At 69.9% G+C, this 26100-nt stretch carries 25 protein-coding genes; 14 read left to right on the forward strand and 11 right to left on the reverse strand.

All coding sequences use genetic code 11. The features are described 5' to 3' along the window. Positions 1 to 13 precede the first annotated feature (13 nt). Positions 14 to 142, reverse strand: coding sequence for a morphogenic membrane protein MmpB (gene mmpB, locus ACZ7M7_RS09095; RefSeq protein ID WP_328424162.1), 129 nt, complete (start codon positions 140 to 142; stop codon positions 14 to 16). Between the two features lie 121 nt (positions 143 to 263). On the opposite strand from mmpB, the gene ACZ7M7_RS09100 reads away from it, so the two are divergent. Continuing rightward, complete coding sequence (locus ACZ7M7_RS09100) at positions 264 to 1418, forward strand: SGNH/GDSL hydrolase family protein (protein WP_472114369.1); 1155 nt, start codon at positions 264 to 266, stop codon at positions 1416 to 1418. On the opposite strand, the gene ACZ7M7_RS09105 is transcribed toward ACZ7M7_RS09100, so the two are convergent. Both ACZ7M7_RS09105 and ACZ7M7_RS09110 read right to left on the reverse strand, forming a co-directional pair. Continuing rightward, positions 1415 to 1624 (reverse strand): acyl-CoA carboxylase epsilon subunit, encoded by a 210-nt coding sequence (locus tag ACZ7M7_RS09105; RefSeq protein WP_328879672.1) that lies wholly within the window; start codon positions 1622 to 1624, stop codon positions 1415 to 1417. The genes ACZ7M7_RS09100 and ACZ7M7_RS09105 overlap by 4 nt on opposite strands. A 17-nt stretch (positions 1625 to 1641) precedes the next feature. After that, a complete protein-coding gene (locus ACZ7M7_RS09110) occupies positions 1642 to 3264 on the reverse strand; it encodes an acyl-CoA carboxylase subunit beta (RefSeq protein WP_383603702.1) in 1623 nt (540 codons plus the stop codon). 110 nt (positions 3265 to 3374) lie between these two features. Between ACZ7M7_RS09110 and ACZ7M7_RS09115 the strand changes: the two genes are divergently transcribed. Together ACZ7M7_RS09115 and ACZ7M7_RS09120 are read left to right on the forward strand one after the other, a co-directional pair. Continuing rightward, the gene (locus tag ACZ7M7_RS09115) at positions 3375 to 4235 is read left to right on the forward strand and encodes a biotin--[acetyl-CoA-carboxylase] ligase (protein WP_383603699.1); all 861 of its coding nucleotides are present in this window, start codon (positions 3375 to 3377) and stop codon (positions 4233 to 4235) included. A gap of 97 nt (positions 4236 to 4332) precedes the next feature. Then, positions 4333 to 5460 carry an adenylate/guanylate cyclase domain-containing protein gene (locus tag ACZ7M7_RS09120; protein WP_383603696.1) on the forward strand — a complete coding sequence of 376 codons (1128 nt, stop codon included), beginning with the start codon at positions 4333 to 4335 and terminating at the stop codon, positions 5458 to 5460. 7 nt (positions 5461 to 5467) lie between these two features. On the opposite strand, the gene ACZ7M7_RS09125 is transcribed toward ACZ7M7_RS09120, so the two are convergent. Further along, positions 5468 to 6118: a hypothetical protein gene (locus ACZ7M7_RS09125; protein WP_472114373.1), complete on the reverse strand. Its 651-nt coding sequence runs from the start codon at positions 6116 to 6118 to the stop codon at positions 5468 to 5470. A 214-nt stretch (positions 6119 to 6332) separates the two neighbouring features. Between ACZ7M7_RS09125 and ACZ7M7_RS09130 the strand changes: the two genes are divergently transcribed. From ACZ7M7_RS09130 to hutH, 3 genes are all read left to right on the forward strand, one after another. Next, complete coding sequence (locus tag ACZ7M7_RS09130) at positions 6333 to 7127, forward strand: enoyl-CoA hydratase/isomerase family protein (RefSeq protein ID WP_383603691.1); 795 nt, start codon at positions 6333 to 6335, stop codon at positions 7125 to 7127. Between the two features lie 89 nt (positions 7128 to 7216). Next, the gene (locus tag ACZ7M7_RS09135; protein WP_383633563.1) at positions 7217 to 8365 is read left to right on the forward strand and encodes a GGDEF domain-containing protein; all 1149 of its coding nucleotides are present in this window, start codon (positions 7217 to 7219) and stop codon (positions 8363 to 8365) included. 93 nt (positions 8366 to 8458) lie between these two features. After that, positions 8459 to 9997, forward strand: coding sequence for a histidine ammonia-lyase (gene hutH / locus ACZ7M7_RS09140; protein WP_472115202.1), 1539 nt, complete (start codon positions 8459 to 8461; stop codon positions 9995 to 9997). 69 nt (positions 9998 to 10066) lie between these two features. Here the strand turns inward: hutH and ACZ7M7_RS09145 are convergent, their stop codons facing one another. Continuing rightward, positions 10067 to 10846: a hypothetical protein gene (locus ACZ7M7_RS09145; protein WP_383603686.1), complete on the reverse strand. Its 780-nt coding sequence runs from the start codon at positions 10844 to 10846 to the stop codon at positions 10067 to 10069. Between the two features lie 42 nt (positions 10847 to 10888). Then, entirely contained in the window at positions 10889 to 11185 is a 297-nt protein-coding gene (locus ACZ7M7_RS09150) for an LAETG motif-containing sortase-dependent surface protein (protein ID WP_383603771.1), read from the reverse strand. A 208-nt stretch (positions 11186 to 11393) separates the two neighbouring features. Between ACZ7M7_RS09150 and ACZ7M7_RS09155 the strand changes: the two genes are divergently transcribed. From ACZ7M7_RS09155 to ACZ7M7_RS09180, 6 genes are all read left to right on the forward strand, one after another. Then, positions 11394 to 11690: a hypothetical protein gene (locus ACZ7M7_RS09155; protein ID WP_472114377.1), complete on the forward strand. Its 297-nt coding sequence runs from the start codon at positions 11394 to 11396 to the stop codon at positions 11688 to 11690. A 219-nt stretch (positions 11691 to 11909) separates the two neighbouring features. Then, positions 11910 to 13154, forward strand: coding sequence for a L,D-transpeptidase (locus ACZ7M7_RS09160; protein WP_472114380.1), 1245 nt, complete (start codon positions 11910 to 11912; stop codon positions 13152 to 13154). A 158-nt stretch (positions 13155 to 13312) separates the two neighbouring features. Beyond that, entirely contained in the window at positions 13313 to 14785 is a 1473-nt protein-coding gene (locus tag ACZ7M7_RS09165) for an ABC transporter permease (protein WP_472114382.1), read from the forward strand. Positions 14786 to 15003: 218 nt separating this feature from the next. Further along, positions 15004 to 15687 (forward strand): ABC transporter ATP-binding protein, encoded by a 684-nt coding sequence (locus ACZ7M7_RS09170; RefSeq protein WP_383603675.1) that lies wholly within the window; start codon positions 15004 to 15006, stop codon positions 15685 to 15687. Between the two features lie 268 nt (positions 15688 to 15955). Then, on the forward strand, positions 15956 to 19204 hold the full coding sequence (locus ACZ7M7_RS09175) for a S8 family peptidase (protein ID WP_472115205.1): 3249 nt from the start codon (positions 15956 to 15958) through the stop codon (positions 19202 to 19204). An 83-nt stretch (positions 19205 to 19287) separates the two neighbouring features. After that, positions 19288 to 20058: a group II truncated hemoglobin gene (locus ACZ7M7_RS09180; protein WP_383603672.1), complete on the forward strand. Its 771-nt coding sequence runs from the start codon at positions 19288 to 19290 to the stop codon at positions 20056 to 20058. 16 nt (positions 20059 to 20074) lie between these two features. On the opposite strand, the gene ACZ7M7_RS09185 is transcribed toward ACZ7M7_RS09180, so the two are convergent. Then, the gene (locus ACZ7M7_RS09185; protein WP_472114385.1) at positions 20075 to 20458 is read right to left on the reverse strand and encodes a VOC family protein; all 384 of its coding nucleotides are present in this window, start codon (positions 20456 to 20458) and stop codon (positions 20075 to 20077) included. 201 nt (positions 20459 to 20659) lie between these two features. After that, positions 20660 to 21700, reverse strand: a complete 1041-nt coding sequence (locus ACZ7M7_RS09190; RefSeq protein WP_383603666.1) for an NAD(P)-dependent alcohol dehydrogenase — start codon at positions 21698 to 21700, stop codon at positions 20660 to 20662. A 186-nt stretch (positions 21701 to 21886) separates the two neighbouring features. Here ACZ7M7_RS09190 and ACZ7M7_RS09195 point away from each other — a divergent pair, with 186 nt between their 5' ends. Then, complete coding sequence (locus tag ACZ7M7_RS09195; RefSeq protein WP_383603663.1) at positions 21887 to 22801, forward strand: helix-turn-helix domain-containing protein; 915 nt, start codon at positions 21887 to 21889, stop codon at positions 22799 to 22801. 61 nt (positions 22802 to 22862) lie between these two features. Here the strand turns inward: ACZ7M7_RS09195 and ACZ7M7_RS09200 are convergent, their stop codons facing one another. Then, positions 22863 to 23336 carry an SRPBCC family protein gene (locus ACZ7M7_RS09200; protein ID WP_383603660.1) on the reverse strand — a complete coding sequence of 158 codons (474 nt, stop codon included), beginning with the start codon at positions 23334 to 23336 and terminating at the stop codon, positions 22863 to 22865. 93 nt (positions 23337 to 23429) lie between these two features. Between ACZ7M7_RS09200 and ACZ7M7_RS09205 the strand changes: the two genes are divergently transcribed. Continuing rightward, the gene (locus tag ACZ7M7_RS09205; protein ID WP_383633555.1) at positions 23430 to 24227 is read left to right on the forward strand and encodes a carbon-nitrogen family hydrolase; all 798 of its coding nucleotides are present in this window, start codon (positions 23430 to 23432) and stop codon (positions 24225 to 24227) included. A 62-nt stretch (positions 24228 to 24289) separates the two neighbouring features. Here the strand turns inward: ACZ7M7_RS09205 and ACZ7M7_RS09210 are convergent, their stop codons facing one another. Beyond that, the gene (locus tag ACZ7M7_RS09210; protein ID WP_472114390.1) at positions 24290 to 25081 is read right to left on the reverse strand and encodes an ABC transporter permease; all 792 of its coding nucleotides are present in this window, start codon (positions 25079 to 25081) and stop codon (positions 24290 to 24292) included. Continuing rightward, complete coding sequence (locus ACZ7M7_RS09215; RefSeq protein WP_383603651.1) at positions 25078 to 26061, reverse strand: ATP-binding cassette domain-containing protein; 984 nt, start codon at positions 26059 to 26061, stop codon at positions 25078 to 25080. Before ACZ7M7_RS09215 ends, ACZ7M7_RS09210 begins: the two co-directional genes overlap by 4 nt. Positions 26062 to 26100: the final 39 nt, after the last annotated feature.

The raw sequence follows: 26100 nt of genomic DNA on the forward strand, positions 1-26100 counted from the left end.
TGCCCGGCCCGACTCACCTCAGACCGAGCACGATCATCGTGAGCACCATGGCCAGCGCCATGAGAACGCCCAGGCGCCGCAACATCTCCTGCGTCTCGCGCAGTTCCTCGGGCGGCTCGTTCTCGGGGTCGGACCACAGCATGCCTTCCATCGTCGGTCGGCGGTTCACGGCGGCGCCTGAGTACGCATACTCAACTTTCCCCTAAACGGTGCTACTGTTCCATTAGCTAAAGGGATTCCAGTTCCGTTTGGAAGGTCGTGCCATGTTCACCACTTCCTGGACCGCATCACCTCAGCAGCCCAGCGAGGGCTTCACGCCCAACTGGTCCCGCGAGGGCTTCTGGCGCCAGTCACTGCGGCAGGTCGTACGGCTCTCGGCAGGCGGTGGCCGGGTGCGGGTGCGGCTCTCCCACGCGTACGGCACGTCGCCCGTCCGAGTCGCGGGGGCGAGCGTCGGCCGTACGGCCGACGGGGCAGCCGTGGAGCCGGGGTCGCTCATGCGGCTCACCTTCGGGGGTGCCGCACAGGGCGTGCTGCATCCATGGCGCGCCTCCGGCACGACGGCACGCGGGGAGCTGGTCAGCGACGACGTCCCCCTCGCCGTCGCCGCCGGTGAATCGGTGACCGTCACGCTCCACTTCGACTCAGCCACCGGCCCCGCGACCTTCCACGCCCAGGCCTTCACGACCGGTTACCGGGGCGAGGGCGACCGGTCGGCGGACCCCGGCGCCGAGGGCTTCGACGCGGCGACCGAGTCCTGGTACTTCCTGTCGGCCGTGGAGGTCGACGCCGGCCGCACGGACGCCGTGGCTCTCTTCGGCGACTCGATCACCGACGGGTTCGGGTCGACGCCGGGTGCGAACCGGCGTTGGTCGGACGTCCTCGCCGAGCGCACGGGGCGGCCGGTCCTGAACGCGGGGATCGGCGGGAACCTGCTGCTCAACGACTCGGCGTGGTACGGCGAGAAGGGTATCCACCGGTTGCGCCGGGACGTCCTCGACCGGTCGGGCGTGGACACGCTGGTCGTCCTGCTCGGCCTGAACGACATCGGCTTCAGCGAGACGGACGAGCAGCCGACCTACAAGCCCGCGCCGGTGGTGGAGGCCGGGGAACTCATCACCGGGCACCGGGAGTTGATACGGCAGGGCAGGGCGGCGGGACTGACGGTGATCGGGGCGACGCTGCTGCCGTTCGGGGGCTCGGACCACTGGGGCGAGCGGGCGGCGAAGGTGAGTCACGAGCTGAACGAGTGGATCCGCAGCTCGGGGGAGTACGACGCGGTGGTGGACCTGAACCGGGCGCTGGCCGATCCGGCGGACCCGGACCGGCTGCGTCCGTCGTACGACTTCGGCGATCACCTGCACCCGAACGACGCCGGGTACGAGGTGATGGCCGAAGCCGTCCGGGCGGCCCTCTAACCGGGCCAGTACGTGCGCGCCCACGTCGACGGACCCGGCTGCGGCAGCCGGTGCGCGGCGATGCGGGACGGGTCCGACCACCCGTCCCGCGGCTTGGGTGCGCCGGGCGGCGTGGCTGCCGCCGCCGCGGCGCGGGCGCGGACCACCGCCAGTGCGGCGGCCAGCTCCTCGGGTGTCGGGTTGCCCCGCAGGACCTTGATGTTCATGACGGCTCCCAGCAGGCCTAGAGGGGGATGTTGCCGTGCTTCTTCGGAGGCAGGGATGCCCGCTTGGTGCGCAGCTGACGCAGGCCCCGTACGACATGGCGGCGGGTTTCGGACGGCATGATCACCGCGTCGATGTAGCCGCGCTCGGCAGCGACGTAGGGGTTGAGGAGGGCGTCCTCGTACTCCTGGATCAGCCGGGCGCGCACCGCCTCGGCGTTTTCGGGGTTCTCACCGCTCGACTCCGCCTCGGCGATGGTGCGCCGGTGCAGGATGTTGACCGCGCCCTGGGCGCCCATGACGGCGATCTGGGCGGTGGGCCAGGCCAGGTTGAGGTCGGCGCCGAGGTGCTTGGAGCCCATGACGTCGTAGGCGCCGCCGAAGGCCTTGCGGGTGATGATCGTGATCAGCGGGACCGTCGCCTCGGCGTAGGCGTAGATCAGCTTGGCGCCGCGGCGGATGATGCCGTCGTGCTCCTGGTCGACGCCCGGGAGGAAGCCGGGCACGTCGACGAAGGTGAGGACCGGGACGTTGAAGGCGTCGCAGGTGCGCACGAAGCGCGCGGCCTTCTCGGAGGCGGCGATGTCGAGACAGCCGGCGAACTGCATCGGCTGGTTGGCGACGATGCCGACCGGGCGGCCCTCGACGCGTCCGTAGCCGGTGACGATGTTCGGGGCGAACAGCGACTGCGTCTCGAAGAACTCGGCGTCGTCCAGAATGTGTTCGATCACGCCGTGCATGTCGTACGGCTGGTTCGCGCTGTCCGGGACCAGCGTGTCCAGCTCCAGGTCCTCGGCCGTGACGGTGAGGTCGGCCTCCTCCGGGAAGGCCGGGGGCTCGGAGAGGTTGTTGGACGGCAGGTACGACAGCAGCTGCTTGACGTACTCGATGGCGTCCTTCTCGTCGCCGGCCATGTGATGCGCCACACCCGAGGCGGAGTTGTGGGTGCGCGCGCCGCCCAGCTCCTCGAAGCCGACGTCCTCGCCGGTGACCGTCTTGATGACGTCCGGGCCGGTGATGAACATGTGCGAGGTCTGGTCGACCATGATCGTGAAGTCGGTGATGGCGGGGGAGTAGACCGCACCGCCCGCACAGGGCCCGACGACGAGGGAGATCTGCGGGATCACACCGCTGGCGTGGGTGTTGCGGCGGAAGATCTCACCGTACGCGCCCAGTGAGGCCACGCCCTCCTGGATGCGGGCGCCGCCGGAGTCGTTGATGCCGATGACCGGGCAGCCGGTCTTCAGCGCGAAGTCCATGACCTTGACGATCTTCTGGCCGTAGACCTCGCCCAGCGCGCCGCCGAAGACGGTGAAGTCCTGCGAGAACACGGCGACGGGGCGGCCGTCGACGGTTCCGTACCCGGTGACGACACCGTCGCCGTACGGGCGGTTGGCCTCCAGGCCGAAGTTGGTCGATCGGTGCCGGGCGAACTCGTCGAGCTCGACGAAGGACCCCTCGTCGAGGAGGAGGTCGATGCGCTCACGGGCCGTCAACTTGCCCTTGGCGTGCTGCTTTTCGACGGCGCGTGCGGAGCCGGCGTGCGTCGCTTCCTCGATACGGCGCTGGAGATCCGCGAGCTTGCCCGCGGTGGTGTGGATGTCGATCCCTTGGATCTCGTGACGCTCTTCCGGCTCGGACATCGGGATGGCGCTCCCTGCCTGCTCAAAAGGGGGGACGGTTACTCATCCGTAGAGTAGTGGGGGGCCTACGAATCAGCAGTGCGGCGTTTCACACACCTAGGGTGGCTTGCATGACGCCGCGAGATGCATCAGACGACAGCCGTTGGTCCGACCTGGACCGTCCGCCGCTGAACGCCGCCGCCCTGCGGCGCGGGCTTGTCCGGGAGGGCGGGCTGTGGCGCGAGGTGGAGCTGGTGCAGCGCACCGGCTCCACCAACACCGACCTGGTGGGCCTGGCGACCGACGGCAAGGCGGTCGAGGGCTCGGTGCTGGTCGCCGAGGAGCAGACGGCCGGCAAGGGCCGCCTGGACCGCACCTGGACGGCACCGCCTCGCTCGGGGCTGTTCTTCTCCGTGCTCCTGAACCCCGCCGAGGTGCCGGCGGCCCGCTGGGGCTGGCTGCCGCTCCTCACGGGCGTCGCCGTGGCGACTGGCCTGTCGCGCGCGGCAGGCGTCGACACGGCACTCAAGTGGCCGAACGACCTGCTGGTGACCGTCGGCGGCGAGGAACGCAAGGCCGGCGGCATCCTGGCGGAGCGGGCCGGCGACGCAGGCGTGGTCATCGGTGTCGGCATCAACGTCACGCTGCGTGCGGACGAGCTGCCGGTGCCGCAGGCGGGCTCCCTGGCCCTCGCCGGAGCCGTGAGCACGGACCGGGACACCCTGCTGCGGGGCATCCTGCGCTCGCTGGAGGAGTGGTACGGGCGGTGGCGGGCCGCGACGGGCGATCCGGTGGTGAGCGAACTCCAGGAGACGTATGCCGCAGGGTGCGCGACGCTGGGGAGAGTGGTGCGGGCCGAGCTCCCGGGGCATCGGTCGATCATGGGGGAGGCGGTCGCGATCGACGGGGACGGGCGGCTGGTGCTGGCCACGGCGGAGGGCGTGCAGGAGCCGGTGGGAGCAGGCGACATCGTGCACTTGAGGTTGGCGTGACTTCGCCTACCGGGCTTCCGGAGTGAGGTGGCCCACACCTGCCGTAAAGTGAAGGCCGGTCGATTACTGACCGCGGCAGATCGGAAGGGCAGCAGGCGTGACCGTCGACGACACGGGCTCCGGCGCGGGCGAGGACGGCCGGGTGGATTCCCCCGACGCCGACCCCGGCGAGGATCCGCTCGCGCTGCGCCTGGAACAGCTCATTCTCGGTGCCGAGCGGCGCTACACCCCGTTTCAGGCGGCCCGTAGCGCCGGTGTCTCCATGGAGCTGGCGTCCCGGTTCTGGCGGGCCATGGGCTTCGCCGACATCGGGCAGGCCAAGGCGCTGACCGAGGCCGACGTACTGGCGCTCAGGCGCCTCGCCGGTCTCGTCGAGGCGGGACTGCTCAGCGAGGCCATGGCCGTGCAGGTGGCCAGATCCACCGGGCAGACCACCGCGCGTCTGGCCGACTGGCAGATCGACTCGTTCCTGGAGGGGCTCACCGAGCCGCCGGAGCCGGGGATGACGCGGACCGAGGTGACGTATCCCCTGGTCGAGCTGCTCCTGCCCGAACTGGAGGAGTTCCTCGTCTACGTCTGGCGCCGCCAGCTCGCCGCCGCGACCGGCCGGGTCGTGCAGGCCGCCGACGACGAGGAGATGGTCGACCGGCGGCTGTGCGTCGGCTTCGCGGACCTCGTCGGGTTCACGCGGCTGACCCGCCGGATGGAGGAGGAGGAACTCGGCGAACTCGTCGAGGCCTTCGAGACCACCGCGGCCGACCTGGTGGCCGCGCGCGGAGGGCGGCTGGTCAAGACGCTCGGCGACGAGGTGCTCTTCTCGGCCGACGACGCGGCGGTCGCCGCGGAGATCGCCCTGCGGCTCATCGAGACGATGGCGGGCGACGAGACGATGCCCGAGCTGCGCGTCGGCATCGCCTTCGGCACGGTGACCACCCGAATGGGCGATGTCTTCGGTACGACCGTGAATCTCGCCTCCCGGCTGACGTCGATAGCTCCGCGTGACGCGGTCCTCGTCGACAGTGCGTTCGCCGAGGAGCTCATCCGGTCGGGTGAGGCGCCGGCATCCGAGGCGGAGGCGGCGGAGGCCGCGGTCGCGGCGGAGAAGGAGGGCGAGGAGCCGCCGGTGTACCGGTTCGCGCTTCAGCCGATGTGGCAGCGGCCGGTGCGAGGGCTTGGCGTTGTCGAGCCGTGGCTGCTGACGCGCAGGGCGTTGCCGGCGGACTGAGCGCCGTTCAGCGGCCGCCGGCCAGGCGGTCCACGCAGAGGCCGATGATCGGGATGCACACGCTGCCGTGGTCGGAGTGGTCCGGCTGTGGCGCCGGGGGGTTCGATGCGGTCCGGCTCGGTGCCGCGGTCTTGGTCGGGGCCGGGGCCGGTCGCTGTGCGTGACCGGTCGTTGCCGGTGGGTCCGGTGCGGGGGTGGGCGCCGCGGCGGCGTCCGCCGGGCGGCCCCGGTCACCGGCTGGCGTGGTGGCAGCGCTGTTCGTGGTCGGCACGACGATCGTGCCCGTCGTCGGTGTCGTGCCCAGGCCGCCCATGACGGAGGTCGCCGACGGGCTTGGCTTCGGGCCGGCCGTCGGGATCGTGGCGGCGGCGTTGGTCGCGCCGTCCGTATCCGTGCCGGGGGCCGGCGTGGGGTCGGCTTCCGCCGTGCCGAGGCCGGTGACGTCGGAGTCGGGGGTCAGGCGTACGAGGCTCAGGGCGCCGGCGGCGAGGGCGAGGCCTCCGGCCGCGAGGAGGGCCTTGCGGGGCCGGGGCCGGCGATGGCGGCCGCGGGGGCCGAAGAGGCGGCCGACCGCCTCGGTGTCCGCCGGTGCCTGGCTCGCGTCGCTACTGCGCGCCGCCGCCCCTCTCGCCTGCGGTTCTTCCGCCGTCACACCCATCACGACCCTCCCAACGAGCTCGCGCCCCCAATGCGCCGTGGCTCGCGCACGTTATGCGCTGTCGTAGGCGGTAGGGCGGGAGTTGGGCGGGATGTCACTCGAACGGGGTGTCGGGACTCGACTCGGGAACCGCTCGCGACGGGCCTTTCCCCGGAAGGGTCCGGCTGCGATGATCGGGGCGAGTGTTGTTAACCCGCGTTAACCGGAGGGTGTCATGAGCGAGGAGCGGTACGGGGAGTTCGTGCTGGTGCGCAGGCACGGGCATGTCGCGGAGCTCGTACTCGACCGGCCCAAGGCCATGAACGCCGTGTCGACGGAGATGGCCCGTTCCATCGCGGGGGCGTGCGCGGCGCTGGGCGCGGACAACGACGTGCGGGCGGTCGTCCTGACCTCGACGCATGAGCGGGCGTTCTGTGTCGGTGCGGATCTGAAGGAGCGGAACTCCTTCAGTGACGCGGACCTGGTGCGGCAGCGGCCGGTGGCGCGGGCGGCGTACACGGGGGTGCTGGAGTTGCCGGTCCCGACGATCGCGGCGGTGCACGGCTTCGCGCTGGGGGGCGGCTTCGAACTGGCGCTGTCGTGCGACGTGATCGTGGCCGACCGTACGGCCGTGGTGGGGCTGCCCGAGGTGTCGGTCGGGGTGATTCCGGGGGGTGGAGGCACACAGTTGCTGCCGCGGCGGGTGGGTGCGGCCAGGGCTGCGGAACTGATCTTCACCGCGCGCCGGGTCGAGGCCGTCGAGGCCCGGGAGCTCGGGTTGCTGGAAGTGCTGGTGGAGGAGGGGCAGGACCGGGAGGAGGCGCTGGCCCTGGGGGCGCGGATCGCCGTGAACTCGCCGGTCGGGCTGCGGTCCGCCAAGCGGGCGCTGCGGCTGGGGCACGGCATGGACCTGCGGGCGGGGCTGGAGGTCGAGGACGCGGCCTGGCGGGCCACGGCGTTCTCGGGGGACCGGGCGGAGGGTGTGGCCGCGTTCAATGAGAAGCGGAAGCCCGAGTGGCCGGGGGAGTGACGGTGTCCCTCGGCTCGTAGGCCGGCGCGGAGGTCCCCGTTCGCCACACCAAAGTCTCAAATCATGGCAAACCTCCCTAACCTGGAGTGATGGGTGAGGACACACGGCTCGCGGCCGTAGTGGCGTTGGCGCAGGGGATGGCGGCGGTGCACACCCCGCGTGAGTCCTGGCGGGCGGCGGCGTTCGGGGCGTGTCGGGCACTGGCCGGGAGTTTTGCCGCGCTGTCGGTGTGGGAGCGCGAGCTCGGGCGGTTGCGGGTGCTGGTGAACGTGGGGGACCGCACCCAGGGGGAGGAGGAGTTCCCCACCGACGAGGCCTATCCCGTGCATCAGTTCCCGGAGATCACCGAGTTCCTGCACGAACGGTGGGCCTCCGGCGGGGAGCCCAACGCCTGGGTGGAGACGGCCGACGGTCCCGCCGCCGGGCAGCCCGGGTACTGCCATCAGCGCGTCGCCGCCCTGCGGCGTCGCGGGCGGGGGTGCTGTGTCGTCGCGCCGATCGTGCTGAACGGGCGGGCGTGGGGGGAGCTCTATGTCGCCCGCTCTGCCGGGGCTCCCGTCTTCGGCCGTGGGGATGCCGATTTCGCCACCGTGCTCGCCTCCGTCGTGGCCGCCGGCCTTGCGCAGAGTGAGCGGCTGGAGGAGGCGCGGCGCCTGGCGTTCACCGACGCGCTCACGGGGCTCGCCAACCGGCGTGCCGTCGATGTGCGGTTGGAGGAGGCCATCGAGCGGCATCGCAGGGACGGGATCGTGGTCAGCCTTGTCGTCTGTGACCTCAATGGGCTCAAGCGGGTCAACGACACCCAGGGGCATGCGGTGGGTGACCGTCTGCTGGAGCGGTTCGGGTCGGTTCTGTCGTTGTGCGGCGCCATGCTGCCGGGCGCTCTCGCGGCGCGGCTCGGCGGTGACGAGTTCTGTCTGCTGGCCGTCGGGCCGGCTGCCGACGACGTGGTGAAGGCCGCGGACGAACTGTGCCGTCGGGCCGCCGAGTTGGAGCTCGGGGAGGGGGTGGCGTGCGGGGTCGCGTCCACGGCGGATCCGATCGGGGCCGTGGGTTCGGCCCGGCGCTTGTTCCGGCTGGCCGATGCCGCGCAGTACCAGGCCAAGGCCGTGCTGGCCGACAAGCCGGTCGTCGCCGGGCGGGAGGGGCCGGACGACCCGGTCGTACGCCTCGCCGACGCCGAGCCCTCCGGTGAGGGCGCGGTGGAGCGACGGCGGTTCCGGGGACGGCTGCCGTGACCGGTCGGCCGGTGCCGACCGGTGTGTAAGGGGTGTACCCCGCACCCACTAGTGACATCTTCGTCTTCACTGCGTACGCTCCTGAATATGGATATGCACACTGTGGTGGTGGGGACGTCCGGGGTCACCGCGTCCGACGTCCTTGCCGTGGCGCGGGGTGGGGCCCGCGTCGAGCTGTCGGAGGAGGCGGTCGCGGCGCTGGCCGCGGCGCGCGGGATCGTGGACGCGCTGGCGGCCAAGCCCGAGCCCGTCTACGGCGTCTCCACCGGCTTCGGCGCCCTGGCGACCCGGCACATCAGCCAGGAGCTGCGGGCGCAGCTGCAGCGCAACATCGTTCGTTCGCACGCCGCGGGAATGGGTCCGCGGGTGGAGCGGGAGGTCGTACGGGCCCTGATGTTCCTGCGGCTCAAGACCGTCTGCTCGGGGCGCACGGGAGTACGGCCGGAGGTCGCGCAGACCATGGCCGACGTGCTCAACGCCGGGATCACCCCCGTCGTCCACGAGTACGGCTCCCTCGGCTGCTCCGGTGACCTTGCTCCCCTTTCGCACTGCGCCCTCACCCTGATGGGGGAAGGCGAGGCGGAAGGTCCTGACGGGAGCGTGCAGCCCGCCGGCGAGCTGCTTGCCGCGCACGGCATCGCGCCCGTCGAGCTGCGTGAGAAGGAGGGGCTCGCCCTCCTCAACGGCACCGACGGCATGCTCGGCATGCTCGTCATGGCCCTCGCCGACCTGGACGCGCTCTACAAGTCCGCCGACGTCACCGCCGCGCTCAGCCTCGAGGCGCTGCTCGGGACCGACAAGGTGCTCGCGCCCGAGCTGCACGCCATCCGGCCGCACCCCGGGCAGGGCGCCTCCGCCGCCAACATGCTCGCCGTGCTGAAGGGTTCGGAGCTGACCGGGCATCACCAGGACGACGCGCCCCGCGTCCAGGACGCGTACTCGGTGCGGTGCGCCCCGCAGGTCGCCGGCGCCGGGCGGGACACCCTGGCGCACGCACGGCTCGTCGCCGAGCGGGAGCTCGCCTCCGCCGTCGACAACCCGGTCGTGCTGCCCGACGGACGTGTCGAGTCCAACGGCAACTTCCACGGCGCGCCCGTCGCCTACGTCCTCGACTTCCTCGCCATCGCCGTCGCCGACCTCGCCTCCATCGCCGAGCGCCGCACCGACCGGCTGCTGGACAAGAACCGCAGCCACGGGCTGCCGCCGTTCCTGGCCGACGACGCCGGTGTCGACTCGGGGCTGATGATCGCCCAGTACACACAGGCGGCCCTGGTGAGCGAGCTGAAGAGGCTGGCCGTTCCGGCGTCCGCCGACTCGATTCCCTCCTCCGCCATGCAGGAGGACCACGTCTCCATGGGCTGGTCGGCCGCACGCAAGCTCCGTACCGCCGTCGACAACCTCACGCGTGTCCTGGCCATCGAGCTCTACGCCGCCACGCGCGCCATAGAACTGAGGGAGGGGCTCGCCCCGGCACCGGCCTCGCAGGCGGTCATCGACGCCGTACGGAACGCCGGGGTCCAGGGCGCAGGGCCGGACCGGTTCCTGGCACCCGACCTCGCCGCGGCCGACGCGTTCGTGCGCGGCGGGCAGCTGGTCGCCGCCGTGGAGAAGGTCGCCGGGCCGCTGCAGTGACACGGAAGGGGCCCTGTCGTACGACCGACAGGGCCCCGATGTGTCTTGAACGGCTTGATTCTTGAGCGGTTACTTCAGCTTGGCGCTCTGCGCGTCGATCAGGGCCGCCGGGACGTCGTACGGCTTGTCCGAGAACATCAGGCCGAGGTTGACCGTGTAATACGTGGCGATGCTGCTGCCGTGCCGCACCACCTCGATGTGCGAGGTGCCCTTGTCGCCGTCCTCCTCGTTCACCAGGGTGAACGCCACCGACTCGTCACCGGCGCCGGACGCCTTCTCCGCGGTGATCTCGGTGATCTTCTGGTCCGTGCCCTGCATGGTGAGGGGGAAGCCTCCGGAGCAGCTCTTCACCGCGTCCGACACGGACTTGAAGGTGTCGGCGGCACCGGCACCGTCGTACGAGGACAGGCCCACGACCGTCAGGTTGAGGCTCATCGCGTCGGTGAGCGAGTCCTCGATCTCACCCTCGCTCAGGTCCTCCAGGGACTTGGAGGCGTTGGGGGTGGGCTTCTCCTTCTTCTCGCGCGTCATGACGGCCGCGTTCGACGCCGAGTCGCCCGGCGGCAGCCCGCCCATGGCGTAGGCCAGCGGCGTGCACTGCGTCTCGCTGCTCTTGATCTGGTCCTTGGACTTCGGCAGCTGCTTGCCGGAGTCGTCCACCTCGTAACCGTCGACATCGCCCTGCGCGATGATCGCCTTCTTCAACTCCGCGGCGCTGAGCGCCTTCGCGGCCTGCCCGTCCGACCCCTTCGAGTCGTCCGACCCCCCACCGCAACCCGTGACAAGGGCGAGCGACAGTGCGCTCACGGCAACCGTGGCGGCTGCGCGCACGCCCGATGATCTCTTCATGAGCGGACTATGAAGCCGATGTGAAGGAATCGTCAAGCGAGTTCAGAAGCCGAGCTGTTCCCGGCGTACCGAGTAGGCGACGAACCCCGCGCCCACGGCGAGGAAGACGGTCCCGCCGACGATGTACGGCGTGGTGTCGAAGCTTCCTGTGTCGGCCAGCCGGGTGCCGTCCCCGGTGCTGTCGTCGGCGCTCTCGGACGCGGCCCGCGCCTGCTGGGTGACCTGGGTCGTGGGTGTCGCCGAAGGCTCGGTTCTCGCCGGCTCGTCGCCCGTCGCGTTGGCGGAGGGTACGAACCACAAGGCGCCCAGCAGGGCTCCCGCGGCGGTGGCGGTCAGCAGCGATCGGCGTGCGGTGGACGTCGATCGATGAGCGGCGGACACGGAATATCGATCCCCTTGTGGCGCTGGCGAATTGGCCGTGTGGGCCGATGTTAGTGAAAGTCGCGGGTCACGGGAAAGTCACGGGAGAAAAGGGCCGTACGCTCCAGGTATGAGTACTCCAGAAACATCACGGTTTGTACGGCTTCGAGTCGAGCTCGTTCTCGAAGTGGACGACCGCGACGCCGTGACCAAGGCCGCCCTGCAGCGGATCGCCGACGACGTCACCATGCCGGTCGACGAACGGGCCCACGCCGAGAGCGCTGTGACGGAAGACACTGCCGAGGCCCTCGCCTATCTCGTTGATCCATTCGACCTGGTCAGCGAGGTGCCGGGAGTCGAGCTCGCGCAGGCCTCCTGGTCGAGCGAGCGCATCGACTACGACCCGGATTCGCCGGAGTGGGACCTCGGCGAGGATGATGGTGAGGAGGACTTCGACGACGAAGTGGCCGAGCGGGCCGGCTGAGGCGTCTTGGGGAAATCGTGACCCCGGACGGCAACCGCCGCCCGGGGTTTCGTCGTCTCATGGGACGCACTGACCGAAACCCGCACCACCTGCCGCGGCAGACGTGGTGTGCCCCACACATACGTGGGATGTGGAACGGGACGAACCGGTCGTAGCGTTGAAGATCCTTGACGGGGACTCTCGGGGTTCTGGGGATTCGGGAAGATGGAGAAGCGTGTGATGACGAACAGTAGGCGGCGCAAGGGCCTGACGGTCGCGTCCGCACTGCTCGGCGGTGTCCTGGTGCTCTCGGCCTGCTCCGGCGGCGACGACGACGCCTCCGGCGGTGGCGGCGACTCCTCGCAGGCCAAGGTCGACGAGGCGGCCGCCAAGAAGACCTCCGAGGCCCAGATCAAGATCAAGCCCGAGGACGGCACCGACAACGCCTCCATCAACTCCGCCGCCGTCACCGTGAGCAAGGGCACGCTCACCGAGGTGACGATGAAGACCGCCGAGGGCGCCGCGGTCGAGGGCGAGATATCCGCCGACAAGACCAGCTGGAAGCCCAGCGCCCAGCTGGAGCGCTCGACCACCTACAAGATCGCGGTGACCGCGAAGGACTCGAAGGGCCTGGACGCCCACGAGAACGCCTCCTTCACCACGGTCTCCCCGGACAACAGCTTCCTCGGCTACTTCACGCCGGAGGACGGCTCGACCGTCGGCGTCGGCATGCCCGTGTCGATCAACTTCGACAAGTCGATCAGCAACAAGGCGGCCGTCCAGAAGGGCGTCACCGTCTCCACCACCAGCGGCCAGGAAGTCGCCTGCCACTGGTTCAACGACACCCGCATGGACTGCCGGCCCGACGAGTACTGGCAGGAGGGCTCGACCGTCACCCTGAAGATGGCCCTGGACGGGGTCGAGGGCTCCGACGGTGTCTACGGCGTCCAGGAGAAGACGGTCACCTTCAAGATCGGCCGCAACCAGGTCTCCTACGTCGACGCGAAGACCAAGCAGATGAAGGTCACGCAGGACGGCAAGACCATCAAGACCATCCCGATCTCGGCCGGTTCGCCGGAGAACAAGACCTACCAGGGCGTCATGGTGATGTCCGAGAAGTTCAAGGAGACGCGCATGAACGGCGCGACCGTGGGCTTCACGGACGACGACGGCAAGGGCGAGTACGACATCAAGGACGTGCCGCACGCCATTCGCCTCAGCAGCTCCGGCACCTTCATCCACGGCAACTACTGGGGCGCCAAGTCCATCTTCGGCAGCGTGAACACCAGCCATGGCTGCGTGGGCCTGTCCGACACCAAGGGCGCCAACGACAAGGGCACCGCGGGCTACTGGTTCTACAACAACTCGATCGTCGGTGACGTCGTGGTCGTCCAGAACACCGGCGACAAGACGATCTCGCCGGACAACGGCCTCAACGGCTGGAACATGGACTGGGCGCAGTGGAAGGCCGGTTCGGCCGCCTGACCTGTCCCACGCGGACAGCCGCCGCACAGTCCCCCCACAAGTAACCGATGCCGCCCCCAGGGGCGGCATCGGTGTTTCCGGGGACGCTCCCAGCGTTCTCATCCATCTCTTATTTCGGCCTTATCCCTTCATCACGCGCCGTACCTACTTTGCGGCCCATGTTCTTCACCTACCTGAGGCGCGAGCTGCGCCGCCGCAGAAAGGCGGCCCTCGTCGTCGCCTCCGGACTCGCGCTGGGCATCGCGCTGGTCATCGTGGTCAACTCCGTGTCCTCCGGCATGAGCCAGGCCCAGGACAAGGTCCTGCAGTCCCTGTACGGCCTGGGCACGGACATGACCGTCACCAAGGCCGCCGAGCCGGCCGCGAGCAGTTCCGAGCGGCCGCGCTTCCAGTTCGATGCCCAGGAGGACGGCTCCGACGAGGAGCAGTCCACCGACCGCGTCATGGTCCAGGGCTTCCAGACGCTCGCGAGCTCGACCGTGACCGAGGTCGGTACGCAGAGCGGTGTCTCGGACGCCGTCGGCGGGCTGAGCCTCCAGGTCATCAAGGTCAGCGGGCAGTTCACGCGCGGGCAGTTCCAGCAGGACCAGAACGGCGGCGGCCAGCAGGGCGGCCCGGGGCAGGGCACCGGCGGGACCGGGCTGCCGCAGGGCGAAGTGCGCGGCGGCGGCGCCGACTTCGACGTCAACAACTACTCCGTCTACGGTGCCGACGTCACCAAGCCGGGGCTCGGCCCGCTGACCTCGTCGAAGATCACCAGCGGCCGTACGTTCAAGTCGACGGAGACCAACGCCAAGGTGGTCGTCGCCGACACCTCCTACGCCAAGGAGAAGAAGCTCAAGGTCGGCTCCACCGTCACCGTCAAGGGCACCAAGTACCAGGTGATCGGCATCGCCACGCCCGACAGCGGGGACGCGGCCGCCAACCTCTACATCCCGCTGAAGCAGGCGCAGACGCTCGCCGACGCGAAGGACAAGGTCACCACCATCTACGTCCAGGCGTCCGACTCCCAGCAGATCGACGCCGTCAAGTCGGCCATCCAGAAGAACATCTCCGGTACGACGGTGACGACCTCCGCGGACCTCGCGGACACGGTGTCCGGTTCCCTGTCCACGGCGTCCTCCCTGGCGACCAGCGTCGGCAAGTGGCTGTCCATCGCGGTGCTGATCGCCGCGTTCCTGGTGGCCGGACTGCTGACCTCCTCGGCGGTGTCGCGCCGGGTCCGGGAGTTCGGCACGCTGAAGGCGCTGGGCTGGAAGTCGGGCCGGGTGACCCGGCAGGTGGTCGGCGAGGCGATCGTCAACGGGCTGCTCGGCGGCGCGCTGGGCATCGCGATCGGCCTCGCGGGCGCATACGTCGTAACGGCCATCAGCCCGACGCTGCAGGCCCAGTTGGGCGGCGGTGGCGGGGGCGCCATGGGCGGCGGCCCGGGCGGCGGCTTCGGGGGCGGCGGCCCTGGACGGCAGACGGCCAGCACGACCCTCGACGTCGCCCTGACGGCACCGGTGAGCCTCACGACGGTCGCCCTCGCGGTCGGCCTCGCGGTGGCGGGCGGCCTGATCGCGGGCGCGTTCGGCGGCTGGCGAGCGTCACGGCTCCGTCCGGCGGACGCGCTGCGGCGCGTCGAGTAGCCGACGTCGGCGGGGGCTGAGGGTGCGTGACGCTCACCCGCGCTTGCGGGGTGCCGCTCTCCAGGTGAGCCAGGGCTATGGCAGCCAACGGGACTGCAACCCCCTAAGGGGCGCGGGGCGGCATCGATATGCGGCTCCGCCGCGCGAGCGCGACCAGCCCCCACCCACCCGCAGCCGAAGACGATCCGCACCACCCCGAACCCCACCCAGGAGTCACCATGTACGAACTCAGAAGCGTCACCAAGCGGTACACCCGAGGCAAGGACACCGTCCACGCCCTCGACGGAGTCGACCTCACCATCGCCGACGGTGACCGGCTCGTCATTCAGGGCCCCACCGGCGGCGGCAAGTCCACCCTCCTCCAGATGATCGGCGCCCTGGACCGGCCGACCTCCGGCGAGGTCGTGCTCGACGGCACCGACTTGGCCAAGCTCTCCGAGACCCGGCTGACAAGGGTCCGCAGCGAGAACATCGGCTTCGTCTTCCAGTCCTTCAACCTCATCCCCACCCTCACCGCACAGGAGAACGTGGAGACCGCCCTCGTCCCCCTCGGGGTCAAGACGAAGGCGCGGCGCGAACGGGCCGCCGAGGCCCTGAACTCCGTAGGCCTGGGCGAGCGGCTCGGACACCTCCCGTCCGAGATGTCCGGCGGCCAGCAGCAGCGCGTCGCCATCGCCAGAGCACTCGTCAAGCAGCCGAAGGTGCTGCTTGCCGACGAACCCACCGGCAACCTCGACGAGTCGATGCGCGACGAGATCATGGACGTACTCGAACGCATGTGGAAGGAGCTCGGGTTGACCTTCATCATGGTCACCCACGACTCCGCGATCGCGAAGAAGGCCCCGCGACTGGCGACCATCCGCAAGGGACGGATCACTGTCAAGGAGAACGCGGGGGCGTAACCCGGCGACTGCGTAACGGAGTTCACGCCGTCGCGTAACAGTCGGGCGGTGTGCTTCTTGCCTTCTTCTCAACTATTGAGGTGTCTGATCGCCCCTCGGCATACTCCGTATTCCGGGGGGCGGCGCACATGCGTACGGGACCACCCCCGGCCGGGTGAACGGGCACATTCGCCCGGACCTTCTGCAAGGGGGAAACTTGCGCAGACAAGTCAAAAGAGTATGTGCGGCCTCTGTCGCCACGGCCGCCGCCGTCGCCCTCGCCGCGGGAATGACCAGCCCGGCGTCGGCCGAACCGGAGCAGCGCCCGTCCGGCGCCGCTGCCTCGCTCACGTCCCCCCACCGCATCACCCTGATCACGGGTGACCGGGTATCCGTCGACTCCAAGGGCCGCGTGGTCGGCCTGGAGCGGGCGAAGGGACGCGAGCACATACCCGTACAGACCCGCAAGGTCGACGGACGCACGCTGGTGATACCGGCCGACGCGGCCAGACTGGTCGCCACCGGCCGCCTCGACCAGCGGCTGTTCGACATCTCCGAGCTCAACAAGTCCGCGAGCCGCGCCTCCCAGGCCAAGGGCCTGAAGGTCATCGTCGGCTACCAGGGCGCCGCAGCCGGCGCCAAGGCGGACGTCCGGGACGCGGGCAAGCTCCGCCGGACCCTGAAGTCCCTGAACGCGGATGCGGTGCAGACCCCGCACCAGGACACCCCGGAACTGTGGGACGCGCTCACCAACGGCGACAGGGCGGCCTCCGGCATCGCGCACGTCTGGCTCGACGGCGTCCGCAAGGCCAGCCTCGACAAGTCCGTGGCGCAGATCGGCGCCCCCAAGGCGTGGGCGGCCGGCTACGACGGCAAGGGCGTCAAGATCGCCGTCCTGGACACCGGCGTCGACGCGACCCACCCGGACCTCAAGGACCAGGTCGTCGCGGCCAAGAACTTCACCCCCGCCGCCACCGCCGAGGACAAGGTCGGCCACGGCACGCACGTCGCGTCCATCGCGGCGGGCACCGGCGCCAAGTCCGGAGGCAAGTACAAAGGCGTGGCCCCCGGCGCCGACATCCTCAACGGCAAGGTCCTCGACGACAACGGCTTCGGCGACGACTCCGGCATCCTCGCCGGCATGGAGTGGGCGGCCGAACAGGGCGCCCAGGTCGTCAACATGAGCCTGGGCGGCGGCGACACCCCGGAGGTCGACCCGCTGGAGGCGACGGTCAACAAGCTGTCCGCCGAGAAGGGCATCCTGTTCGCGATCGCGGCGGGCAACTCCGGCCCGGAGACGGTCGGTTCGCCCGGCAGCGCGGACGCCGCGCTCACCGTCGGCGCCGTCGACGACAAGGACGTCCTCGCGCCCTGGTCCAGCACCGGCCCCAGGCTCGGCGACGGCGCGATCAAGCCGGACGTGACCGCGCCGGGCGTGGCCATCACGGCGGCGTCCGCCAAGGGCAGCCTCATCGAGCAGGAGGTCGGCGAGAACCCGCCCGGCTACCTGACCATCGAGGGCACCTCCATGGCGACCCCGCATGTCGCGGGCGCGGCGGCGATCCTCAAGCAGCAGCACCCGGACTGGACGTACGCCGAGCTCAAGGGTGCGCTCACCGGGTCCACCAAGGGCGGCAAGTACACGCCGTTCCAGCAGGGTTCGGGCCGTATCCAGGTCGACAAGGCCATCGAGCAGACCCTGATCGCCGACCCGGTGTCGGTGAGCTTCGGTACGCAGCAGTGGCCGCACACCGACGACAAGGCCGTCACCAAGGAGCTGACGTACCGCAACCTCGGTACGAAGGACGTCACGCTCCAGCTCGCCGCGACGGCCACCGACCCCAAGGGCCAGGCGGCTCCGGCCGGCTTCTTCAAGCTCGGCGCGACGAAGGTGACGGTCCCGGCGGGCGGCAAGGCCTCCGTCGACTTCACCGTCGACACCAAGCTCGGCGGCACGGTCGACGGCGCCTACTCCGCGTATGTGACGGCGACGGGCGGCGGGCAGAGTGTCCGTACGGCCGCCGCGGTGCAGCGTGAAGTGGAGTCGTACGACGTCACCGTCCAGCACATCGACCGGGACGGCAACTCGGCCAAGAACTACAGCACCAGCCTCGCGGGCATGTCCGGCCTCGGCAAGGACGAGTGGTTCCCGGTCTACGACGCCGCCTCCGGCACGGTGAAGGTGCGCGTTCCCAAGGGCTCCTACGTTCTGGACGCCGCGCTGTTCGTCGACCCCGAGGACTTTGCCAAGGGCGCCGACTGGCTGGCCCAGCCGAAACTGGACATCGCCAAGGACACCACGGTCACCGTGGACGCCCGCAAGACCAAGCCGGTGAACATCACCGTGCCCGACACGGCCGCCAAGTCCTACTTCGCGGCGCCGGGTTACACCGTCGAGGCCGGCAACTCCACCTGGGGCTTCGGCTGGTGGATGGACTCGTACGACGGTTTCCGCAGCGCGCACCTCGGTCCGCAGATCACCGACGGCACGCTCTCGCAGCAGTGGGACGGCCACTGGATCAAGGGCGCCGACAAGCAGTACTCCACGACGACCGGGTCCGTGGTCAAGCAGCTGGCCACCGGCTACACCAAGCGCTACAAGGCCGCCGACCTCGCCACGGTCAAGGTGAACGCGGGCGCTTCGACGTCCGGTAAGAAGGGCGCCGTCTCCGCGACCGGCTGGCTCCCAGGCTCCTCCGGCGCCACCTCCGTCGCCGTCCCGCAGGAGCTGCCGGGTACGCGCACGCTGTACCTGTCCACGCAGAACGGCGTGAAGTGGGACATCGACTTCGAGCAGCACGGCGGACTCGACCCGGACGGCTTCCCGATCACCGAGGCGTACTACTCGGTCGGTGCAGAGCAGGCGTTCAAGGCCGGCAAGAGCTACTCGCGTACGGTCAACCGGGCCGTGTTCGGGCCGAAGCTGACCGCCGACTTCGGTCTGTACCGCGACGGCAACGAGATCAGCGGCCTGATCCCGCTGTTCGCCGACTCCCAGGGCAACCCGGGCTCGTCCCTCTTCACCTCGGTGGACACCACCCTGTATCGCAACGGCACCAAGGTCGGCTCCAACACCGACCCGCTGTTCGGCGACGGCGTCTTCAAGGTTCCGGCCGGTGACGCCGAGTACCGCCTGACCACCTCGGTCAAGCGCACCGTCAAGGTCGCGGCGGCCTCCACCAGGATCGACGCGAGCTGGACGTTCCGCTCCAAGAAGACCGCCGACCCGACCAAGCTGCCGGCCTCCACGGTCCGCTTCAACGCGGTCACGGGCCCTGACAGCCGCGTCCCGGCCGGTCGCACGGCCACCGTTCCAGTCTCCGTGGAGGGTGCGGCCAAGGGCAGCAACCTCAAGTCGCTGCACGTGTACGTGTCGTACGACTACGGCCGGACCTGGAAGAAGCTCGACGTCAAGAACGGCAAGATCACCGTGAAGAACCCGGCGAAGGGCAAGGCGGTCTCCTTCCACGCCAAGGTCGCCGACAAGAAGGGCAACAAGGCGACGATCTCGATCTACAACGCGTACTACGCCAAGTGAGCCTCGAATAGTCGGCTGAGCCGATAGCGAACCGCCCGCCGGAAGTGCAGCTTCCGGCGGGCGGTTCGTGTTTCCGTGAGGCCATGACGGCTCACACGGTGGAATACATCCGGTACCGCATCCCCGAGCAGAAGTCGGCCGAGTTCCTGGCCGCCTACACCCGCGCCGCGACCCAGCTCGCCGCGTCCCCGCACTGCGTCGACTACGAACTCGCCCGCTGCGAGGACGACTTCGAGCACTTCATCCTGCGTATCACCTGGACGTCTTCCCAGGACCACATGGAGGGCTTCCGCCAGTCGGAGCTGTTCGCCGACTTCCTCGCCGAAATCCGCCCTTACATCCCGCACATCCAGGAGATGCGCCACTACAAGCCGACGACGGTACGGGGCGCCGGCGCCTCGGTGCCGACGCTGTACGCCTGGGCGGGCGGCGCCGAGGCATTCGCCCGTCTGACCTCGGCGTTCTACGACAAGGTCCTCAAGGACGACCTCCTGGCCCCGCTGTTCGCCGACCTCGACCCGGCCCACGCGGAACACGTGGCCCTGTGGCTCGGCGAGGTCTTCGGCGGCCCGCCCGCCTACTCCGAGACCCAGGGCGGCCACGGCCACATGGTCGCCAAACACATGGGCCGCGGCATCACCGAGCCCCAGCGCCGCCGCTGGGTCAACCTCATCCAGGACGCCGCCGACGACGCCGGACTGCCGACGGACGCGGAGTTCCGCTCGGCGTTCCTGGCGTACGTGGAGTGGGGGACCCGGCTGGCGGTGTACTTCTCGGGCCCGGACGCGGTGCCGCCGGCGGAACAGCCGGTGCCGAAGTGGCACTGGGGGGTCATGCCGCCGTATCAGGGGTGATGCGCAGCGCGAGGCCTCAGCCGCCGCTGCCGTACGGCCTCGTCAGGATCTCCAGGTTGTGGCCGTTCGGGTCCTCGAAGTAGGTGCCGCGGCCGCCGTCGTTGTGGTTGATCTCGCCGGGGCGGCGGTGGTGGGGGTCGGCCCAGAAGGGCAGTCCGGCCTCCTGGATCCGGCCGAAGATGGTGTCGAAGTCGTCTTCCGACACCAGGAACGCGTAGTGCTGCGTCGTGATGGTGCCGGGCGAGTCCAGGTAGTCCAGGGTCACACCGTTGGGGATCTCGACCGGGACGAAGGGGCCGTACTGAGGGCTCACCTCCAGGCCCAGGATGCCGGCGAGAAACCGGGCCGAGGCCTTCTTGTCGTGCGCGGCGACGATGGTGTGGTTGAGCCGGACGGTCATCGGGGGCTGCCTCCTCGTGTGCACGGTTCGGACGGGCTCCTGTTTTCACGCTAGGCAGGGCTGCCGCTCGGCACATCGGTCCTGAGGAGGGGGCCGTGCTACTCCTTCGGTACTCGGCCTCCTGTCTTCCACGGGCGGGTCGGGGGAGGGCCCCGGAGCAGTGCGGCTCCGGGGCCCTCGGGGCGCGTCAGCGTGGCCGTGTCAGATCGTCGCCGTGTCGATCACAAAGCGGTACCGCACGTCGCTGTTCAGCACCCGCTCGTACGCCTCGTTGATCTCGGAGGCGGCGATCAGCTCGATCTCGGCGCCCAGGCCGTGCTCGGCGCAGAAGTCCAGCATCTCCTGGGTCTCCCGGATGCCGCCGATGCCGGAGCCGGCGAGGGTCTTGCGGCCGCCGATCACCGAGAAGAGGTTGAGGGCGACGGGCTCCTCGGGCGCGCCGACGTTCACGAACGCGCCGTCGGTCCTGAGGAGGGACAGGAACTGGTCCAGGTTCAGCGGAGCCGAGACCGTGGACAGGATCAGGTCGAAGGTGCCGCGCAGCTCCTCGAAGGTCTTCGGGTCGCTGGTGGCGTAGTAGTGGTCCGCGCCCAGCTTCAGCCCGTCGTCCTTCTTGCGCAGGGACTGCGACAGGACCGTCACCTCGGCGCCGAGCGCGTGCGCGATCTTCACGCCCATGTGGCCGAGGCCGCCCATGCCGAGGATCGCGACCTTCTTGCCGGGGCCGGCGTTCCAGTGCCTGAGCGGGGAGTACGTGGTGATGCCGGCGCACAGGAGCGGCGCGGCGACGTCGAGGGAGAGGCCGTCGGGAATGCGGACGACGAAGTTCTCGTCGACGACGACCTTCTGCGAGTAGCCGCCGTAGGTGGGCTCGCCGTCCTTGCCGACCGCGTTGTACGTGCCGACGTTGCCGCCGGTGCAGTACTGCTCCAGGCCGGCCTTGCAGTTCTCGCACTCACGGCAGGAGTCGACCAGGCAGCCGACGCCCACACGGTCGCCGACCTGGTACTCGGTGACCCCGGAGCCGACCTCGGAGACGATGCCCGCGATCTCGTGACCGGGCACCATCGGGAAGATCGCCTCGCCCCAGCCCTCACGGGCCTGGTGGATGTCGGAGTGGCAGATACCGGCGAACTTGATGTCGATCAGGACGTCGAACTCGCCGACCTCGCGGCGCTCGATGGTGGTGCGCTCCAGCGGAGCCTTGGCGGCGGGTGCTGCGTATGCGGCAACGGTGGTCATGCCGGGGTTCTCCTAGCGGGGTTCTGCGCCCGGCTGCCTTCTGGTCTGGTTCTGCTTCCGTCCGGGCACGCCATTCAGCCTGGTGGAGGGCGCGGAAAGTACCCAGACCCCGGTTGTTCGTACGTCCGCCGGTCCTACCACTGACGGGGACAGGCTGGTGTGCGTACGACCGGGAATACTTGAGGCATGGACGAAAAGCCCGAATCGATGAGGGGAGCCGCCGACACCGGTGCAGGCCTGGACCGGCGCGCCGAGCTCAGCGAGTTTCTGCGCACCCGGCGCGCCCGGCTGAAGCCGGAGGACGTCGGGCTGCCGGACTTCGGGCGGCACCGCAGGGTGCCGGGGCTGCGGCGCGAGGAGCTGGCTCAGCTGGCCGGGGTCTCCGTGGCGTACTACACGCGCCTGGAGCAGGGCAACGGACGCAACGTCTCGGCGGAGGTTCTGGACGCCATCGCCCGCGCCCTGCGCCTGAGCGACGCCGAGCACTCCCACCTCACGCATCTCGCGAAGCCGAAGCAGCATAAGAAGAAGCCGGCCGCGCGGACGGAGCAGGTGCGGCCGGCGCTGCGGCAGCTGCTGGACTCGATCGACGGCGTCCCCGCGTACATCTCCGGCCGGCGCTCGGACATCCTCGCCTGGAACCGGATGGCGGCGGCGGTCTTCGGCGACTGGTCGGAGCTGCCGGTGCAGGAGCGGAACTGGGCGCGGCTGGTGTTCCTGAAGCCGGAGTACCGCGATCTGTTCGTGGAGTGGGACCAGAAGGCGTCCGACATGGTCGCCTTCCTGCGCATGGACGCCGGCTGCCACTCCGACGACCCGCGACTGTCCGCCCTGGTCGGTGAACTCTCCCTCAAGAGCGAGGAGTTCCGGCGGCTGTGGGCCAACCACGACGTCAAGGAGAAGAGCTACGGCGTCAAGCGCCTGCGGCACCCCCTGGTGGGCGAACTGACCCTGAACTTCGAGTCGTTCCGCCTGTCCGACGGCACGGAACAGGTCCTGATCACGTACCACGCGGAGCCGGGGTCACCGTCGGCGGAGGCGCTGAGGCTGCTGGCGAGCTGGGGCGCGGATGCGACGAAGGCGGGTACGTCGGCGCCGTAGGAGGAAGGGAGGACGGGAGGGGCAGGACCGGTCGGACGGCGCCCAGCCCCGACGTCTGCGTCTACGGCTTTCGGCCCTCGACCGCCGACGCGACATCGTCCAGGTCCTTCGCGATGGCCTTGCGCACCGCCCGCGCTCCCACGCCGCCGAGAATCTTCGCGAGCAGCCCCGCGAAGCCACCGGAGCCCGCGACGGGCTCGCCCGAGAACGTCATGCGGACGGTCGTCGCCGACGGCCCGTCCGCGAGAAGCACCCACTCCGAGACGTAGTGGGTCCCGTGCGACTCGGCCTCCACGACATACCGCTCGGGCGGCTCGCAGGCGGTCACCCACATCTCCTCGGTGGCCTCCTTCCCGAACATCTTCCGGGTCTCGCGCCACCGCGTACCGACGCCGAAGGCGCCGTCCGTGAGCACCTCGACCTTCGTCACCCCGGTGAGCATGCGCTCCATACCCCGCAGGTCGGTCACGGCCTCCCACACAGGGCCCTGACCTGCCGCGATATGCCGGTCCACGACGACGCTTCTGTTGGTCATGCCCCCATGAAAGCAGCAGGGTCCGACAATCGCGCGGGAGACCGGTTGCCGCCCTACGCTCGTAGAAGGAGGAAGGTCACGGAGGTGACAGCCATGCGTGCCTCGCTCATACAGCTCGCCGTGGACACGTCGGACACCGCCGACGAGCGCCGCCGGATGGCGGCTTCGCTGGTCCGCGAGCGCAGGGGCGACGATCTGGTGGTCCTGCCGGAGCTCTGGACGGCCGGAGCGTGGTCGTACGACGGCTGGGAGGCCGATGCCGAAGCGGCCGACGGCCCCACCGCCGAGGCCATGTCCGCCGCCGCACGCCAGGCCGGCACGTGGCTCCACGCCGGATCGATCGTCGAGCGGGACGGGGACGGGACGCTGTACAACACCGCTCTCCTCTTCGACCGCTCCGGCGACCTGCGCGGTCGCTATCGCAAGATCCATCGGTACGGCTTCGACACCGGCGAGGCGACCCTGATGGGCGGTGGCGACGACATCGTCACCGTCCCCACCGACTTCGGCGTGATCGGCCTCGCCATCTGCTACGACCTGCGCTTCCCCGAACTCTTCCGGGGGCTGCTCGACGCGGGCGCGGAGCTGATCGTGGTGCCCGCCGCATGGCCCGCGGCTCGTCTCAGCCATTGGCATCTCCTCACCCGCACGAGGGCCCTGGAGGAGCAGGTCTTCCTCCTGGCCTGCTGCGCGACCGGTGAGCACGGCGGTATGCGGCAGGGCGGACACAGCATGGCCATCGACCCGTGGGGGACCGTGCTGGGTGAGGCCGGCACCGCGCAGGAGACGCTGACGGTGGAGTGCGACATGACCCAGGTCGCCCGAATCCGCTCCGAACTCCCCGTACTGCGCGACCGCGTCCTGGCCATTGCAGCCCCTGGAGGGCGGTGACCTGTGCGGTCGCCGCCCTCTGGTGAAGCGAGTTGCGGGGGTGGCCCGCGTTGTCATGGCAGTTACTTCGGGTCGTCGTTGAACTTCGAGGTCGACCAGAAGTAGCCGAGCACCGCGAGGCCCAGGCACCAGGCCACGGCCAGCCAGCCGTTGTGGCCGATCTCGCTGCCGAGGAGCAGTCCGCGCAGGGTTTCGATGGCCGGGGTGAAGGGCTGGTACTCGGCGACCGGCTGGAACCAGCCCGGCATGGCGTTGATGGGCACGAAGGCGCTGGACAGGAGGGGCAGCAGGATCAGGGGCATCGCCTGGTTGCTGGCGGCCTCGGCGTTCGGGCTGGACAGGCCCATGCCGACCGCGATCCAGGTGAGCGCCATGGCGAACAGCACCAGCAGTCCGAACGCGGCGAGCCATTCCAGGACGGTGGCGTCGGTGGAGCGGAAGCCGATGGCCACACCGACGGCGCCGACGAGGACCACGCTGGTGACCGACTGCAGCACGCTGCCGATGACGTGTCCGATGAGGACCGATCCGCGGTGGATGGCCATGGTGCGGAAGCGGGCGATGATGCCCTCGGTCATGTCGGTGGCGACGGATACGGCGGTGCCGATGGTGGTGCTGCCGATGGTCATCAGCAGCAGGCCGGGGACGATGTAGGCGATGTACTTCGAGCGGTCCGCGCCGCCGCCGCCGATGCCCGCGCTCATGGTGTCGCCGAAGATGTAGACGAAGAGCAGCAGGAGCATGATCGGGGTGAGCAGCAGGTTCAGGGTGAGGGAGGGGTAGCGCCGGGCGTGCAGGAGGTTGCGGCGCAGCATCGTCGACGAGTCGCGTACGGCGAGGGAGAGGGAGCTCATCGGACGTTCTCCTTGGACTGGTTCGGCTGGTTGGGCTGGTTGGGCTGGTTGGGGATGGCGGTGCCGCTGGTCAGGGCGAAGAAGACGTCGTCGAGGTCGGGGGTGTGGACGGTGAGTTCGTCGGCTTCGATGCCGGCGGCGTCGAGCCAGTCGAGGATGGAGCGCAGCTCGCGCTGGCTGCCGTCGCTGGGGATCTGCAGGGCGAGGGCCTCGTCGTTTCGGGTGGCTTCCCGCAGCGCGGTGGCGGCGTGCTGGTAGGTGGCGGGGTCGGTGAAGCGGAGCCGGATGTGTCCGCCGGGGATGAGCCGCTTGAGCTCTTCGGCGGTGCCCTCGGCGGCGATCTTCCCGTCGTTGAGCACGGCGATACGGTCGGCGAGTTCGTCGGCCTCCTCCAGGTACTGCGTGGTGAGGAAGACGGTGACCCCGCCGGAGACGAGTGCGCGGATGATCTGCCACATGTTGTGCCGGGAGCGCGGGTCGAGGCCGGTGGTCGGCTCGTCGAGGAAGATGATCCGCGGGTTGCCGACCAGGGTCATGGCGATGTCCAGGCGCCGCTTCATGCCGCCGGAGTAGGTGGAGGCGGGCTTCTTCGCGGCCTCGGTGAGGTCGAATCGTTCCAGCAACTCGGCGGCGACGCGCCGTCCTTCGCGCTTGGACAGGTGGTGCAGGTCCGCCATGAGGAGCATGTTCTCCTCGCCGGTGATCAGGCCGTCGACGGCGGAGAACTGCCCGGTGACGCCGATCGCGGCACGTACGGCCTGCGGGTCGGCGGCGAGGTCGTGACCCGCGACCCGGGCCTGTCCGCCGTCGGCGGTGATGAGGGTGGACAGGATCTTCACGGCGGTGGTCTTGCCGGCCCCGTTCGGACCGAGCAGGGAGAAGACCGTTCCTTCCGGGACGGCCACGTCGATGCCGTCGAGGACCAGCTTGTCCCCGTAGGACTTGCGCAGCCCGTTCGCCGCGATGGCCACGTTGGTCATGAGGTGTGCTCCTTCTACAGGCTGCGGACGGTTCAGAGG

This window comes from Streptomyces sp. NPDC111606 (assembly GCF_055656945.1).

Excerpts from the sequence above, each read along its gene's own strand:
- mmpB (WP_328424162.1), bottom strand. The coding sequence starts at position 142 with ATGCTGTGGTCCGACCCCGAGAACGAGCCGCCCGAGGAACTGCGCGAG.
- ACZ7M7_RS09100 (WP_472114369.1), top strand. The coding sequence starts at position 264 with ATGTTCACCACTTCCTGGACCGCATCACCTCAGCAGCCCAGCGAGGGC.
- ACZ7M7_RS09105 (WP_328879672.1), bottom strand. The coding sequence starts at position 1,624 with ATGAACATCAAGGTCCTGCGGGGCAACCCGACACCCGAGGAGCTGGCC.
- ACZ7M7_RS09110 (WP_383603702.1), bottom strand. The coding sequence starts at position 3,264 with ATGTCCGAGCCGGAAGAGCGTCACGAGATCCAAGGGATCGACATCCAC.
- ACZ7M7_RS09115 (WP_383603699.1), top strand. The coding sequence starts at position 3,375 with ATGACGCCGCGAGATGCATCAGACGACAGCCGTTGGTCCGACCTGGAC.
- ACZ7M7_RS09125 (WP_472114373.1), bottom strand. The coding sequence starts at position 6,118 with ATGGGTGTGACGGCGGAAGAACCGCAGGCGAGAGGGGCGGCGGCGCGC.
- ACZ7M7_RS09130 (WP_383603691.1), top strand. The coding sequence starts at position 6,333 with ATGAGCGAGGAGCGGTACGGGGAGTTCGTGCTGGTGCGCAGGCACGGG.
- ACZ7M7_RS09135 (WP_383633563.1), top strand. The coding sequence starts at position 7,217 with ATGGGTGAGGACACACGGCTCGCGGCCGTAGTGGCGTTGGCGCAGGGG.
- hutH (WP_472115202.1), top strand. The coding sequence starts at position 8,459 with ATGCACACTGTGGTGGTGGGGACGTCCGGGGTCACCGCGTCCGACGTC.
- ACZ7M7_RS09145 (WP_383603686.1), bottom strand. The coding sequence starts at position 10,846 with ATGAAGAGATCATCGGGCGTGCGCGCAGCCGCCACGGTTGCCGTGAGC.
- ACZ7M7_RS09160 (WP_472114380.1), top strand. The coding sequence starts at position 11,910 with ATGACGAACAGTAGGCGGCGCAAGGGCCTGACGGTCGCGTCCGCACTG.
- ACZ7M7_RS09165 (WP_472114382.1), top strand. The coding sequence starts at position 13,313 with ATGTTCTTCACCTACCTGAGGCGCGAGCTGCGCCGCCGCAGAAAGGCG.
- ACZ7M7_RS09170 (WP_383603675.1), top strand. The coding sequence starts at position 15,004 with ATGTACGAACTCAGAAGCGTCACCAAGCGGTACACCCGAGGCAAGGAC.
- ACZ7M7_RS09175 (WP_472115205.1), top strand. The coding sequence starts at position 15,956 with ATGACCAGCCCGGCGTCGGCCGAACCGGAGCAGCGCCCGTCCGGCGCC.
- ACZ7M7_RS09180 (WP_383603672.1), top strand. The coding sequence starts at position 19,288 with ATGACGGCTCACACGGTGGAATACATCCGGTACCGCATCCCCGAGCAG.
- ACZ7M7_RS09185 (WP_472114385.1), bottom strand. The coding sequence starts at position 20,458 with ATGACCGTCCGGCTCAACCACACCATCGTCGCCGCGCACGACAAGAAG.
- ACZ7M7_RS09190 (WP_383603666.1), bottom strand. The coding sequence starts at position 21,700 with ATGACCACCGTTGCCGCATACGCAGCACCCGCCGCCAAGGCTCCGCTG.
- ACZ7M7_RS09195 (WP_383603663.1), top strand. The coding sequence starts at position 21,887 with ATGGACGAAAAGCCCGAATCGATGAGGGGAGCCGCCGACACCGGTGCA.
- ACZ7M7_RS09200 (WP_383603660.1), bottom strand. The coding sequence starts at position 23,336 with ATGACCAACAGAAGCGTCGTCGTGGACCGGCATATCGCGGCAGGTCAG.
- ACZ7M7_RS09205 (WP_383633555.1), top strand. The coding sequence starts at position 23,430 with ATGCGTGCCTCGCTCATACAGCTCGCCGTGGACACGTCGGACACCGCC.
- ACZ7M7_RS09210 (WP_472114390.1), bottom strand. The coding sequence starts at position 25,081 with ATGAGCTCCCTCTCCCTCGCCGTACGCGACTCGTCGACGATGCTGCGC.
- ACZ7M7_RS09215 (WP_383603651.1), bottom strand. The coding sequence starts at position 26,061 with ATGACCAACGTGGCCATCGCGGCGAACGGGCTGCGCAAGTCCTACGGG.